Annotated in this window: 12 protein-coding genes; 5 read left to right on the top strand and 7 right to left on the bottom strand. The window is 68.4% G+C overall.

Going from position 1 to position 13,722, the window contains the following annotated elements; genetic code table 11:
- Positions 1-3 precede the first annotated feature (3 nt).
- Positions 4-1,671: a hypothetical protein gene (locus tag AB0H61_RS02700; RefSeq protein WP_357298344.1), complete on the top strand. Its 1,668-nt coding sequence runs from the start codon at positions 4-6 to the stop codon at positions 1,669-1,671.
- Positions 1,672-1,752: 81 nt separating this feature from the next.
- Here the strand turns inward: AB0H61_RS02700 and AB0H61_RS02695 are convergent, their stop codons facing one another.
- Together AB0H61_RS02695 and AB0H61_RS02690 are read right to left on the bottom strand one after the other, a co-directional pair.
- Entirely contained in the window at positions 1,753-2,274 is a 522-nt protein-coding gene (locus AB0H61_RS02695) for a hypothetical protein (protein ID WP_357298341.1), read from the bottom strand.
- Between the two features lie 35 nt (positions 2,275-2,309).
- Positions 2,310-3,233 carry a neutral zinc metallopeptidase gene (locus AB0H61_RS02690; RefSeq protein WP_357298339.1) on the bottom strand — a complete coding sequence of 308 codons (924 nt, stop codon included), beginning with the start codon at positions 3,231-3,233 and terminating at the stop codon, positions 2,310-2,312.
- A gap of 284 nt (positions 3,234-3,517) precedes the next feature.
- Here AB0H61_RS02690 and aspS point away from each other — a divergent pair, with 284 nt between their 5' ends.
- Both aspS and AB0H61_RS02680 read left to right on the top strand, forming a co-directional pair.
- On the top strand, positions 3,518-5,335 hold the full coding sequence (aspS, locus tag AB0H61_RS02685) for an aspartate--tRNA ligase (RefSeq protein ID WP_357299824.1): 1,818 nt from the start codon (positions 3,518-3,520) through the stop codon (positions 5,333-5,335).
- A 41-nt stretch (positions 5,336-5,376) separates the two neighbouring features.
- Positions 5,377-5,550 (top strand): hypothetical protein, encoded by a 174-nt coding sequence (locus AB0H61_RS02680; RefSeq protein WP_357298336.1) that lies wholly within the window; start codon positions 5,377-5,379, stop codon positions 5,548-5,550.
- A 188-nt stretch (positions 5,551-5,738) separates the two neighbouring features.
- On the opposite strand, the gene AB0H61_RS02675 is transcribed toward AB0H61_RS02680, so the two are convergent.
- Positions 5,739-6,809 carry a hypothetical protein gene (locus tag AB0H61_RS02675; protein WP_357298333.1) on the bottom strand — a complete coding sequence of 357 codons (1,071 nt, stop codon included), beginning with the start codon at positions 6,807-6,809 and terminating at the stop codon, positions 5,739-5,741.
- A gap of 192 nt (positions 6,810-7,001) precedes the next feature.
- On the opposite strand from AB0H61_RS02675, the gene AB0H61_RS02670 reads away from it, so the two are divergent.
- Positions 7,002-8,171: a kinase gene (locus AB0H61_RS02670; RefSeq protein WP_357298331.1), complete on the top strand. Its 1,170-nt coding sequence runs from the start codon at positions 7,002-7,004 to the stop codon at positions 8,169-8,171.
- 19 nt (positions 8,172-8,190) lie between these two features.
- Here the strand turns inward: AB0H61_RS02670 and AB0H61_RS02665 are convergent, their stop codons facing one another.
- From AB0H61_RS02665 to AB0H61_RS02650, 4 genes are all read right to left on the bottom strand, one after another.
- Positions 8,191-9,420, bottom strand: coding sequence for a DUF6596 domain-containing protein (locus tag AB0H61_RS02665; protein WP_357298328.1), 1,230 nt, complete (start codon positions 9,418-9,420; stop codon positions 8,191-8,193).
- Between the two features lie 20 nt (positions 9,421-9,440).
- Positions 9,441-9,788 (bottom strand): YciI family protein, encoded by a 348-nt coding sequence (locus AB0H61_RS02660; RefSeq protein WP_357298325.1) that lies wholly within the window; start codon positions 9,786-9,788, stop codon positions 9,441-9,443.
- 149 nt (positions 9,789-9,937) lie between these two features.
- The gene (locus AB0H61_RS02655) at positions 9,938-10,450 is read right to left on the bottom strand and encodes a DUF664 domain-containing protein (RefSeq protein ID WP_357298323.1); all 513 of its coding nucleotides are present in this window, start codon (positions 10,448-10,450) and stop codon (positions 9,938-9,940) included.
- Between the two features lie 53 nt (positions 10,451-10,503).
- The gene (locus AB0H61_RS02650; RefSeq protein WP_357299822.1) at positions 10,504-12,072 is read right to left on the bottom strand and encodes an alkaline phosphatase D family protein; all 1,569 of its coding nucleotides are present in this window, start codon (positions 12,070-12,072) and stop codon (positions 10,504-10,506) included.
- Between the two features lie 212 nt (positions 12,073-12,284).
- On the opposite strand from AB0H61_RS02650, the gene AB0H61_RS02645 reads away from it, so the two are divergent.
- A complete protein-coding gene (locus AB0H61_RS02645) occupies positions 12,285-13,637 on the top strand; it encodes a replication-associated recombination protein A (RefSeq protein WP_357298321.1) in 1,353 nt (450 codons plus the stop codon).
- The last annotated feature ends 85 nt before the right edge of the window (positions 13,638-13,722 follow it).

Raw genomic sequence — 13,722 nt, 5'->3', positions numbered from 1 at the left:
GCGATGAAGCCCATGGATACCGGCAACACCGGCGTGATCGCACCCGAGGATCAGGCCGCGGCCTCGGTTCAGCATGCCGCGCAGGATGCGAACGACATCGCCGCCGCCGCGGTGCAGAGCACACCGCAGGCGATTCAAGATCTGCCGCTGCCGCAGCTGCCCGAGGATATGGCGCCGATCGAGGCGCCGGAATTCATCCTGTCCCGCAAGATCAGCGATGACGCGCAGACGCACGGCACCATGCCCGCCGGGCTCGGCGGTCTGAACGGCACCACGGCGCCCGACGCGCAGGGCATTCTCAGCGCGGCGCCCGCCGATGTGTCGAGCCTGCTCGGCGACGCCAACACCGCGATCAGTCACGCGACGGCCCAAGTGCAGCAGGCCACGCAGGGCGTGCTCGACCAGGCGAACGGCGTGCTGAACGGCGCCCTCGGCGGGGCCGCCTCGGCGGCGGCGCAGGCGGTCGCCTCGACACCGGACCTCTCCACCCTGCCGCAGCTGCCCGCCGATCCGGTGGCGGCTCTGATGAACGGGATCTCGATCCCCGCGCTGCCCGGCGTCGACCTCTTGTTCCAGCCGATTCTGGAGCTGCTCAACAGCTTCGGCACCGGAATCATCGGCGCGCTCGATCCCACCAAGATCCTGAGCCAGGCATCCTCGGTCATCGAGACGGCCATGCAGGTGGGCAAGGGCAGCATGGCGACCGTGGAGCAGGTCTGGGAGGGGCAGGCCTCACGCAATGCCCAGGCCGCGAGCCAGCAGGCCAACACCGAGGGGCAGGAGACCAGCCAGCGCGGCTTCGACATCTCCGAACTCACCCAGCGCGCGGCGGCCGTCGTACAGCAGGGCAACGCCCAATTGCTCGGCATCGCAGGGTCGTTCGCCACCCAGGCGACGGCACTCGCGCCCGTCATCTTCACCCCGCCCGCACAGGCCACACTGATCGCCACCGCGACCGAACACCTGGGTCAGGCGGTCACCGTCGCCAATGCCACCCGGGGAGACCTCGCCGGGAAGACCGCCGAGCTGAACGGTGTGGTGGCACAGATGCTCGGGCAGAGCGGACTGCCCGCGCCGCAGGAAGTCGCGCAGGCGGCGATCCAGAACATCGGCGAGCCACTGCTGAGCCAGGCGGAGGACACCGCGACCAAGGCCGCGGGTCTCGGCACGGACTCCTCTGGCAGCCCGTCCCTCGGTACCCAGGCTTCGACCAACCCGCAGTCGGCCGGTCAGGGCGGCTCGGGCACGGGCAGTCCGAGCTCGCTCGGTGCGCTCGGCACGGGCCGGTCGGGCAGCTCGAGCGGGCGCGGCGGAACGGGGACCGGTTCGGGCTCGGGTTCGGGTACGCCGTCGTCGTCTCGCCCGAACACCGGTTTGCCCGGCTCCACCGTGTCGCCGCTGCGTTCGGTGGCGGGTGTGTCGGGTACCTCGCTCGGAACCGGTGCGTCCACCTCGACGGCCGGAACGGGTAACTCGTTCATGGGCGGCCCGGGCTCGGCGGCAGGCCAGCGCGGTACCGATAACGACGAGCACTCGCGCAATGTGCAGCCGTACCAGAGCAAGACCGGCAATGACGATCTGACCGGACCGCTCGGCGAGTCCACCCCGGACGTCATCGGCGCGCCGCATTCGGACGAACTGCTCTCCGATTACGAGCAGGACCAGTTCTGACCCGAACGCGGACAACGGCATAACGCACGGTGCCCCTTCCTCCCCGGTGGGAAGAAGGGGCACCGTCGTCGGAGCCGGTACTCAGTCCTTGACGAAGGCGTCGAGGAGTTTGCGGTAGAGATCGGCGAAGCGCTTGCGCGCGCCCTGCTGTTCGGTGCTGAGACCGTCGGTGACCTCCGGGGCGTACACGATGAGATGCACATCCTGATCCGGTGCCTGCGGCATCAGGTCGATGATCTGGGTGCCCTGATCGGAGACCGACGGTGTGCCGAGGTCGACGGCGCCGAGCGCCTTGATCTCGGTGAGCGCCGCCTGGAGTACGTCATTGCCGACGGATCCGGTGAGCTGCTGCGGCGGCGTCTGCGGACTCCGGTCCGCCGCGGCGGCGTCGGGTTTCTTGACCGCATGTCCGTCGGCGTACACCTCGAGCACCGGGCGCAGGTCGACCCGCTCCTGCCACCCGTTGGGAATGGTGGTGAGGGTGATCAAGGCCAGCGGCTGGGCAGGCGCCGCCGGAGCGGGCTCCGGGTCCGCCGTCGCGATGCCCCAGCTCCCCGCGAGCGTCAGCGCGAGGATCAGCAGGGTTGCCCGTATTCTTCGCATGAAATTCCCATCCGTGTCGCCGTTATCCTGGTAGATCATCGCAGCGCGGGCGGATTGTCCAGATCCCGTGCCGAATACGTATCGCAGGACTTGACCTCGCCGGTCCGATACCCGGTGAGGAACCATTTCTGCCGCTGCTCGGAGGAGCCGTGTGTCCAGGCCTCCGGATTGACCCGACCCTGCGCGGCGCGCTGGATCCGATCGTCACCGACGGCCGATGCCGCAGACAGCGCGTCACGAACATCATTGTCCGACAATGTCTTCAGGAACGGCTGTCCGCCGCCGGGGGCCGGAGTCTTATCCGCGAAATGGGCCCAGATACCGGCATAGCAATCGGCCTGCAACTCGGTACGCACCGCCCCGGATTCGGGGCCGCGCGGGTCGCGCTGGGCGCGGCCGATATCGCCGAGAAGGTTCTGGATGTGGTGGCCGATCTCGTGCGCCACCACGTACTCCTGCGCCAGTGGCCCGCTATTCGCGCCGAAACGGTCGGTCAACTCGTTGAAGAAGGTGACGTCGAAGTACGCGGTCTGGTCGACCGGGCAGTAGAACGGGCCGACGGCGCTGGTGGCATTGCCGCAGCCGGTCGCGGTGGCGCCGGAGAACAGGACCACCCGGGGCTTGACGTATTTGCGGCCCGTCTGCTTCGGCAGTTCAGCGCCCCAGATGGCGTTGAGGCTCATCGCGGTCAGCGCGACCCGGCAGTCGACATACTTATTGGCGTCAGCACCGGTCTTGCAGTGTTCGGGCGTGCCCGCGGTCTCCGCGGCGGGCTGCCTGTCCTGGGCGCCGGTGAACTCGCCGAGCAGTGAACCCGGATCCCCGCCGAAGAGCAGTGCGAGCACCAGCACGATGATTCCGCCCGCACCGCCGCCCAGTGCGATCATGCCGCCCCTGCCAGGACCACCTCCGGAACTGACGGCATCCGGGTCGATCTGCAGGCCCTCGTTGAAGGTCATCGTCGTCGCTTCCTGGGTTCGATTCGGCCGCGCGGCCACGGAGCGAGCGGCGATCCGCGGCAGTGGAGCACAAAGTGTTTACAGCTTGACAGAGATGCGCCGCAATCGGATCCCCACAGCAAACGTGTCGCATAACCGCGCGATTCGGGCAGTTCGCCCGCCCCGACCCGGGCTGGTCGCCGCCGCGCGCACCGATATCAATTAGGGACCCTGCCTGCGTCGTCGCTACGATGGCAACCGCACCGGGTGGCCCTTCCGGTGTCGGAATCGTCGAAAGGAATCCCGTGCTGCGCACCCACTTGGCTGGTTCGCTGCGAAGCGAACATGCCGGTCAGACCGTCACCCTCACCGGCTGGGTGGCCCGGCGGCGTGACCACGGTGGCGTGATCTTCATCGATCTGCGCGATGCGTCGGGCGTGGCGCAGGCGGTGTTCCGCGAGGGTGAGCCCGCCGAACAGGCCCATAAGCTGCGCGCCGAGTTCTGCGTGCTGATCACCGGAGTGGTCGAGCAGCGGCCGGACGGCAACGAGAACCCCGACCTGCCGACCGGTCAGATCGAGGTGAACGTCACCAAGCTCGAGGTGCTCAACGAGAGCGCCCCGCTGCCGTTCCAGCTCGACGAGCAGCCCGGTGAAGAGGCCCGCCTCAAGCATCGCTACCTGGACCTGCGCCGCGAGGGCCCGGCGCACACGATCCGACTGCGCTCGAAGGTCAACGCCGCCGCCCGCGAGGTGCTCGCGGGCCACGCCTTCGTCGAGGTGGAGACCCCGACGTTGACCCGCTCCACCCCGGAGGGCGCCCGCGACTTCCTGGTCCCCGCGCGCCTGCAGCCGGGCAGCTTCTACGCGCTGCCGCAGAGCCCGCAGCTGTTCAAGCAGCTGCTCATGGTCGGCGGCATCGAGCGCTACTTCCAGATCGCGCGCTGCTACCGCGACGAGGACTTCCGCGCCGACCGTCAGCCCGAGTTCACCCAGCTCGACCTGGAGATGAGCTTCGTACGCCAGGAGGACGTGATCCTGCTGGCCGAGGACATCCTGGTCGCGCTGTGGAAGCTGATCGGCTACGAGATCCCGACCCCGATCCCGCATATGACCTATGCGGAGGCCATGCGCCGCTTCGGTTCCGACAAGCCGGACCTGCGTTTCGGCGTCGAGATCACCGAGTTGACCGAATACTTCAGAGACACCCCGTTCCGGGTGTTCCAGTCACCGTACGTCGGCGCGGTCGTCATGCCCGGCGGTGCGAGCCAGCCGCGGCGGCAGCTCGACGCCTGGCAGGAGTGGGCCAAGCAGCGCGGCGCCAAGGGCCTCGCCTACATCCTGGTCAACGAGGACGGCACCCTCGGCGGCCCGGTTGCGAAGAACCTGAGCGACGCCGAACGCGAAGGTCTGGCCAAGCAGGTCGGCGCCGAGCCGGGTGACTGCGTCTTCTTCGCCGCGGGCGAGGTCAAGTCCAGTCGGGCGCTGCTGGGTGCCGCGCGCGGCGAGATCGCCCGTAAGGTCGGCCTGATCGATGAGAGCGCCTGGTCGTTCGTGTGGATCGTGGATGCCCCGCTGTTCGAGCCCGCCGCCGAGGCGACCGCGAGCGGCGATGTGGCGCTGGGGTATTCGGCCTGGACCGCGGTGCACCACGCGTTCACCTCGCCGAAGCCGGAGTCGCTCGACACCTTCGACGCCGATCCGGGTTCCGCGCTGGCCTACGCCTACGACATCGTGTGCAACGGCAACGAGATCGGCGGCGGTTCCATCCGTATCCATCGCCGCGATGTGCAGGAGCGCGTCTTCAAGGTGATGGGGATCAGCCACGAGGAGGCGCAGGAGAAGTTCGGATTCCTGTTGGACGCCTTCGCTTTCGGCGCTCCGCCGCACGGCGGTATCGCCTTCGGCTGGGACCGGATCGTCGCACTGCTGGCGGGGCTGGACTCCATCCGCGAGGTCATCGCCTTCCCGAAGACCGGCGGTGGCGTCGACCCGCTGACCGACGCGCCTGCGCCGATCACCGCGCAGCAGCGCAAGGAGGCCGGGTTGGACGCCAAGCCGGTGCAGAAGAAGGACGGCGACGCGGCGGGCGCTGCGGTGAAGGCCCAGGCGCCCTCCGCCTAGTGTCCGCGGACTGATCGGTTCGCGAACCGAGGTGATTGTCGGTGGACGACACTGGTGCCGCTCATATGGCGCCGGTGTGCGGTGTCGCGCTGGGCCACTGGGTCGATATCGACTCGCCGCCGACGATCGTCGGCGGCATGGTGAAGGGACCCGAATTCGTTTCGCTGGAGGCGTTTTCGGTCGGTTTGGTGCGCGGCGACCGGCGGTTGGAGTGACTGCGCCGCGCTCACGAGCGCGGCGCGACTTCTTTGCGGCGCACGGGCCGGTCGGGCGCTCGCGTGCACCTGCGTGGCATCGTGTCGGACGAGTGCCGGTGCTCGAACGACGGCCCCGCGCCGTAAGCGACAGGGGCCGATCGAGCGTCTCGAGGCATGGCTGGGGCGTGACCCCGGTCGCGAAGTGATCAGGGCATGATGGTGCCGCCGGTGAGCCTGCGGTAGGAGTAGGTGACCGCGATAACCGAGATCGGTCCCGCGACCAGCAGACCGAGGCCGCAGAGCAGTGCGCCGAGGAAGGTGATCACCGCGACGGCGAGCGTCAACAGCAGCACCGGTCCGATATTGGTCACCACGAGCATGGCACTGGACTTGATCGCTTCGAACGGGCCTTGGTCCTGATCGACGACGAAGTGCAGCGCGAATATACACAGGAACCCGGCGATGAGTCCGGGAATCACGCAGAATGCCAACCCGACCCAGGTGCCGATGAAGGCCAGCAGGGCGGTCAGCAACACATTGCCCGCGTTCACGAAACGGAAGTACGAACCGAAAACTGGTTTATTGCCGTCGGTTTCGTACAGGCCGCCGCGCACCATCGCCGCCTGCAGCAGCCAGATGGCGGCCATCACCGCGAGGAAGATCAAAAGCACCGACAGCAGTGATTCGGGCTCGAAGGTTTGCACCACAAGAACGAAAGCCAGATAGATGACCACGCCCAGTGCCGTAATTCCTAGCCACGGAGCGGGATTCGCGCGGAATTTCTCCAGTCCGTAGCTCAGCGCGTTACCGACATCCAGACCGGTCGGCGCGGCCAACTGATAGCCGTAGGTCTGCTGTTCATCGGTCGGCGGCATCGCGCCGGCCGGCGTCGGGACCATCCCCTCCGGTGCCGTCACGCCGGGCGCCGGCATGGTGTCCTGGGGAGAGGGTACGGTACCGGGAAGGGGTGCCATCGCGCCGGGCGGTGGCGTCCCCGGCCCGCTTCCCGGCGGCCCGTAGGTCGGGTGCGGCGTCGGGGCCACCGCGGGCGGCGGCTCCACCGGCTCACTGCCGTACTGGGCCGCGCCGGGGCCTTCGAACTGCGGGTATCCTGCGCCGCCCGCCATTTCGTGGCGTCCGTGTACGGCGCCGGTCCCCTGCGGATGCGGGTTCGCGCTCTCGTGCTGTCCCGGGCGTGCCGCGAATTGTTCGCCACCGCCCTGTTCTGGTGTGTCGCCAGCGGGTTCGCGCGGTACGGAGGACGGTGTGTCGGTCAATGTAGTAGACCTTTCGAGGCAACTGGTTTGCGGTGTGGCGCACAGCAGTTGACGATGAGAAAACCTGACGAGTGCAATGGTGTCAAGCGGGCAGCGCCCGTTCCGCAACCTGCGGGGAGACACGCCGGGCGACGCGGAAAGGTTGTGTAACCGCTCGCTAGAAGTGACCCGATGCGAGTAGCTTGAGAGGCGATGACCGCACTATTGGCCGAACGCGCCGCCGAAGTCGTGTCCGCAGCACAACAGTTGCTCACAAAGCGAATGGGTGCTCCGGTGAAGCTGAGTGATCCGATGGAACTCAGTGGTAGTGGTAGGACGACGGTCCTTCGCGTGCGCGTTTCAGAGAACGCCTTCTCGTTGCCACGGACACTCATCGTCAAACAAGTCCGCGGGGCGGCACGCGATCGACGCACCGGTGGCTTCGCGCCCGGCGTCGCCAGCATTGATTCGGCATTCCTACGCGAGGCGGTCTCCTACCAATTCACCACCGCGCTCAGCCGCGGTCAGCGGCCCGGCGCCTACCTGATCGCGCACAGCCTGCCGGACCGGCTGTTGATCCTGAGCGACCTCGGGGAGAACTCCCTGCTCACGCAGGTGCTGAACTCCGGGGCCGAGCCTGCCACCCGCAACGCGTTGATGGCCTTCGCGCAGGCGATGGGACGGATGCACGCGGCGACCGTCGGACGCGAGGCCGATTTCGTCGCGCTACTGCGCCGGGTCGAGGTGGTGCACCGGGTGGACGGGATCGCGCAGCAGGCCGAATCGGCTATCGCCGAGGTGCCGGGGCTGTTGCAGCGCGAGCTCGGCATCGAGGTGCCCGGCGAGATCGCGGAGCGGATCGTCCGCGGCAACCGGCTGTTCTCGGCCGGCCGGTTCCGGGCCTTCAGCCCGTCGGATCTGTGCCCGGACAATGTGATCCTCAATGAGGAGGGTGCACGCTTCCTCGACTACGAGTGGGGCGGCTTCCGCGACGCCACGCTCGACATCGCCTACGCGCTGGTGTCCTTCCCCGGATGCCTCTGCGATTTCGAACTCTCCCGTGAGCGCGCCCGGCAGATGGTCGAGGCATGGCGTTCCGAGGTGGTCGGGGTGTGGCCCGCTCTCGCCGATGACGCCGTGCTGGCCGAGCGGATCCTCGAGGCCCGGCTGATCTGGGTGTGGCTGAGCACCTACTGGTTCCTGCCCGCCGACCACGTCCGGATCGCCTCCGCTCGTGAGCACGGGCTTTCGGTCCCGCGTTCCGAAGCGCTCATCAATCGCTGGGCCGCACTGGCCGAGGACGCGCGGTGCACCGGTGACGACACCGTCGGCGATTTCGCCGAGGATGTTTCCGCCATGCTCGAGGAGCGCTGGTCGGAGTAACGGTCGCCCCCGGGTGCGGTCAGGGCCGCAATTCGGATAGGCGCTGTTCCAAATGTGTACGCTCCACGGTGTTTTCGGTCAGTAGCAGCGCGGATTCGTATGCGGTAGCGGCCTCCGTGGTGCGTCCGAGTGCGGTGAGAAAGGCGGCGCGGGACGCTTCGAAGTAACCGTAGGTGACCAGGGCTGGTTCACCGGAGAGTTCGTCGAGCAGGGCGAGGGCGCGGTCCGGTTGACCGGAAAGACCAACGGCGACCGCGTAATTCAGGCGGACGACCGGAGAGGGCCAGTTCCGGAGCAAGAGTGCGTACAGCCCGGTGATTTCCCGCCAGTCGGTGTGTTCCCAGGTCGCCGCCTCGTCGTGTACGGCAGCGATCGCGGCCTGCAACGTATACCGGTCGGTATGTGGCAGAGCCTGTTTCAGTAGGGCGGTGCCCTCGTCGATGGCCGTGCGGTCCCAACGGGACCGATCCTGATGCTCGAGGGTGCAGAGCCTGCCCTGCGCGTCGACCCGGGCCGCCCGGCGGGCATCGGTGAGCAGTATCAGCGCCAGCAGGCCGGTGACCGTGGGATCGTCCGGGACCAGCGCGTGCATCATCCGCGCCAACTGCAATGCCCGCGCGGTGAGATCGGGACGGACCAGCGCATCGCCGGAGGGCGCGGTGTGCCCGGTGGTGAACAGCAGATGGATGACCGCGCAGATGGCATCCAGCCGTTGCGGCAGTTCCCGCACCGACGGCACCCGATAGGGGATGCGCGCCACCGCGATCTTCTTCTTCGCCCGGGTGATCCGGGCCGCCATGGCCGAATCACTGATCAGGAATGCGCGAGCGACCTCCGCGGTGGTGACGCCGCAGACCAGGCGCAGCGTGAGCGCCACCTGTGCCTCGCGCGATAGCGCGGGATGGCAGCAGGTGCTGATCAGCCGGAGCCGGTCGTCGGGGATATCCGAGGTGCCCGCGTCCGGCTCGGCGGTATCGAATCCGTCGATGACCAGGAGCGGCAATGCCCGGCGCAGCGTCGCATCGCGACGCATCAGATCCAGGCCGCGGTGCTTGGCGACGGTGGTCAGCCAGGCGCCCGGCTTGCTGGGCACGCCGTGCGCCGACCACTCGGTGAGCGCCTTGGCGTACGCGTCCTGCACGCACTCCTCGGCGAGATCGAAATCACGGACCAGCCGCACCGTCGCGGCGAGCACGAAGGCCCATTCGCGACGGTGCGCCCGCGCCACGGCTGCGGCGGCGTCGTCCATCGAATCAGTCGGCCATCGAATTATTCGAACACCATGATCGGCCGCACCTCGACGCCGCCGAACTTCGCGGGCACCTGCTTGGCCAGCGCGATCGCGGCATCCAGATCGGGCGCCTCCAGCAGGTAGTAGCCGCCCAGCGCCTCCTTGGCCTCGGCGAACGGACCGTCGGTCACGGTGAAATCGCCGTCGCCGCTCGCGCGGATCGAGGTGGCCGTGCCGGTCGGCTGGAGTGCGTTGCCACCCGCCAACGCGTCGCCCGCGATCTCCTGGAAGGTCACATGCGCCTGATAGACCTCGCCCATTTCCTGCTCGGACGCGGCCGCGTAGGAGGACTCGTCCTCGTAGATCAGCACCAGATATTGGCTCATCGTCTCGCTCCTTCGGTTCCGGAACCCGTCCATCGGGTCGCCGTACTCGTTCCGACGAACGGGACCGACGGAAATCGACAACCCGTGGGGAAAATTCTGCCCCGAAATCGAGGAGGCCGGTCGGCGCTTGCCGCAATCCGGCGCGGCGCTCAGCGGCGCCGCAGCAGCACGCCGCGGATGAACGCGGCCTGCCCGGAATGCTGCATATCATCGTCGATGACGCTGATCAGCCGCACGCCGAGGGTGACGGGCGGATCCCATCGGGTGTCGACGATCCGGGGCAGGTCGGCATCGGTGAGCCCGGAGACATAGGCGACCGACTGGTCGTGCACCGCGTCGAAGTAGCCGAGCAGCAGCTCGGCCGGAACGTCACCGAGTTCCGCGACCTCCGCGGACCCGTGCCCGTATCCGTGCGCCGCCTCGGGGAAGGGCAGGTCGAAGCGTTTCGCCCAGCCCGCCGCGGTCCAGACCTGATCGATTCCCGCCACATCCGCGATGTGATCGTCCTGCACGCGGGTCAGATGCCAGACGAGCCAGGCGATGGAGTTGGCGTCCGGGTCGAGGCGGGTCGCCAGTTCGGCCTGCGTGAGACCATCGATCGCGCCGTGCACGTTCTCCCGGATCCGGCCGAAGGCGTCGACCAGTAAGTCAGCACTCGTCATGCCGACATCCAAGCACGAACCGGCCGCTGCTATTCCCTTATCGAGGCGTGTTGTCAGAGGACCGGGGCCGGGCGCGGCTCCACCCGTCCGCCGGAGCGAACGGCGAACGAAGCGCCATGGCGCACACCGGTATTCGGATCCTCGATATTCGCCAGGTAGAACCAGTCCATCTGGGTCTGATCGGCGGTCACGTCGAGGACGCCGTAGCCGTGCGATTCCAGTTCGACGTAGCGCAGATGATGGTTGACGCCCTTGATCGACTCCTCGATCGGCACCGCCACCGTACGCGGTGGGGCCTTCAGCAGTTCGCCGATGCTGGCCGAGGTGACCGACGGGACCACGAACTCCGCGCCGACGGTCGGGCCGCCCGGATAGTTCGCGGCGTCGATCGGCAGGTCGGCGGCCCAGGAAGAGTGGATATCGCCGGTCAGGAAGACCACGTCGCCGATCTGTCGGTCCGCGAGGACGCTGAACAGCCGCACCCGGTCGGCGGTGTAGCCGTCCCACTGGTCGGCGTTGGCCGGGATACCCGCCTGCGGCAGTCCCATGACGCTGGTGAATGCGGCCGTGGTGGCGGGCTCCAGCGGCGGGAAGACCAGCGGCGCGATCATCACCGAGTTGCCGACCAGTTTCCATCGCACCGGCGCGGACGCCAATCCGGCGGTGAGCCAGTCCATTTGGGCCTGACCGGTGATGGTGCGGGCCGGATTGTCGACCTCGCGCCAGCCGGTGACCGCCTTGACCTCCCGGTCGCGGTAGCTGCGCAGATCGAGCATGGAGAGTTCGGCGAGGGTGCCGAAGCGCAGCCTGCGATAGATCTGCACTTCGCCGCCGGAGCCTGTGGCGCGCACCGGCATCCATTCCAGGTAGGCGCGGGCGGAGGCGGCTCGGCGGTCCTGCCAGTCGCCGCTCACCGCCGGGTTGTGCTTGCTGGAGCCGCCGGACCAGGAGTTGTCGGCGGATTCGTGATCGTCCCAGGTGCAGATGAACGGCAGCAGGGCGTGCAGCGCGGTCAGATCCGGGTCGGTCTTGTACTGCGCGTGGCGGATCCGGTAGTCGGCCAGCGTCACGATCTCGTTGGCGGGATCGTGCGGGCGGACCGTGCCGGTGCGGCCGCCGTATTGGCCGCGGCCGTACTCGTAGAGGTAGTCGCCGAGGTGGATGACGGCGTCGAGATCGCTACGCGCGGCCAGGTGGCGGTAGGCGGCGAAATAGCCCGCCTCCCAGTTCGCGCAGGACACCACGCCGAAGCGCAGGCGGTCGGGGGAGTCCGAGAATGCGGGCGCGGTGCGGGTGCGACCGACCGGCGAGGTCTCGCCGAGCGCGGTGAAGCGGTAGTAGTACACGCCGTTCGGTGCGAGTCCGGCGACGTCGATCTTGACGGTGTGGTCGGAATCCGCGGTGGTCGTGACACTTCCGGACGCCGCGACGGCGCCGAACCCCTCGTCGGCGGCGATCTCCCAGCGCACTTCGGTCGGTGCGCCGACACCCGAACCAGGGGTGGCGTCGTCGGCGGGGGTGACGCGGGTCCAGAGGATCACGCCGGTGGGCAGCGGATCACCGGAGGCGATGCCGTGCCGGAACACCGGGGATGCGGCCCGCGCCGTACCGGTGGTCAGCAGCGCGGTGGCGGTGGCCGCGGCGGCCGCACCACCCTTGAGGAGAGTACGTCGTGCGAACGGTCCGACCTGCCCGGAATGTGAAACGACCACGTTTTCAGCCACAGGTATTGATCACAGCCGATCCACGGGCGGCAGGCAAATCGAACGCCGACAATTCATCTCGCGACGCGCCTGCGATTGGAGTGTCGGACCCGGACGGTACGGTCGCAATCATGAGTGATGGGCTGTTCGACGTGCCCGGTCAGGCGGCGGAAGGGGTGGATGCGCGGGGCGGCGTGGACTTTCGGGGAACGGGGGAATTCGTGCCGCTCGCGGTGCGTATGCGCCCCGCCTCGCTGGACGAGGTGGTCGGACAGCGGCATCTGCTCGGGCCCGGGTCGCCGCTGCGGCGACTGGTCGAGGGATCGGGTGCGGCCTCGGTCCTGTTGTACGGGCCGCCCGGCACCGGCAAGACCACCCTCGCCTCGCTGATTTCGCAGGCCACCGGCCGTCGTTTCGAGGCGCTCTCCGCGCTGTCGGCCGGGGTGAAGGAGGTGCGCGCGGTCATCGACCTGGCGCGCCGGCGGCTGACGGTCGGCGAGCAGACCGTGCTGTTCATCGACGAGGTGCACCGGTTCTCCAAAACCCAGCAGGACGCGTTGCTGGCGGCGGTGGAGAACCGGATCGTGTTGCTGGTCGGCGCGACCACCGAGAATCCGTCGTTCTCGGTGGTGTCGCCGCTGCTGTCGCGCTCATTGGTGTTGCAGTTGCAGTCGCTGACCGACGGCGATATCCGGCAGGTGCTCCAGCGCGCCATCGATGACCCGCGCGGCTACTGCGGCGAATACAAGGTGACCGACGCCGCGCTGGACCACATCGTGCGGATCGCGGGTGGCGACGCGCGACGCGCGCTGACCGCGCTGGAGGCGTCGGCGGAATCCTCGCTCGACGGCACCGTCGACGTGGACCTCGTCGAGGCCAGCGTGGACAAGGCCGCCGTCCGCTACGACCGTTCCGGCGACCAGCACTACGACGTGGTCAGTGCCTTCATCAAATCCATTCGCGGCTCGGACGTGGATGCGGCCCTGCACTATCTGGCCCGCATGATCAGCGCGGGGGAGGACCCCCGCTTCATCGCGCGCCGCCTGGTGATCTCGGCCAGCGAGGACATCGGCATGGCCGACCCGACCGCACTGCAGACCGCCGTCGCCGCCGCCCACGTCGTGCAACTCATCGGCATGCCCGAGGCGCAACTGACGCTGACGCACGCGACGATCCACCTCGCCACCGCCCCGAAATCCGGCGCCGTGCCCGCCGCGCTCAGCGCCGCCATGGCCGACATCTCCGCGGGTAGGGCGGGGCTGGTCCCGCCGCATCTGCGAGACGGTCATTACGCGGGCGCCGCCGCCCTCGGTAACGCCCAGGGCTACAAGTATCCGCACGACGACCCCGATGGAGTGCTGGCGCAGCAGTATCCACCCGACGAACTCGTCGGACGCGACTACTACACCCCGACCGACCACGGCAACGAACGCGAAATCGGCCCCCGCGTCCAGAAATTGCGCCGGATCGTCCGCGGCAGATGACCGGCCGCGGGATCGCCGACGACACCGGCGCGCGTCCGCGGCGCCTTGGTCGGGGGCAGGTCTTCCCCGTGCACCGCGCACCCCG

Origin of the sequence: Nocardia sp. NPDC050710 (assembly GCF_040654375.1) — a bacterium.
Lineage (GTDB): Bacteria > Actinomycetota > Actinomycetes > Mycobacteriales > Mycobacteriaceae > Nocardia.
The sequence above is the reverse complement of the archived record's forward strand: the minus strand, read 5'-3'. Positions and strand labels throughout refer to the sequence as shown.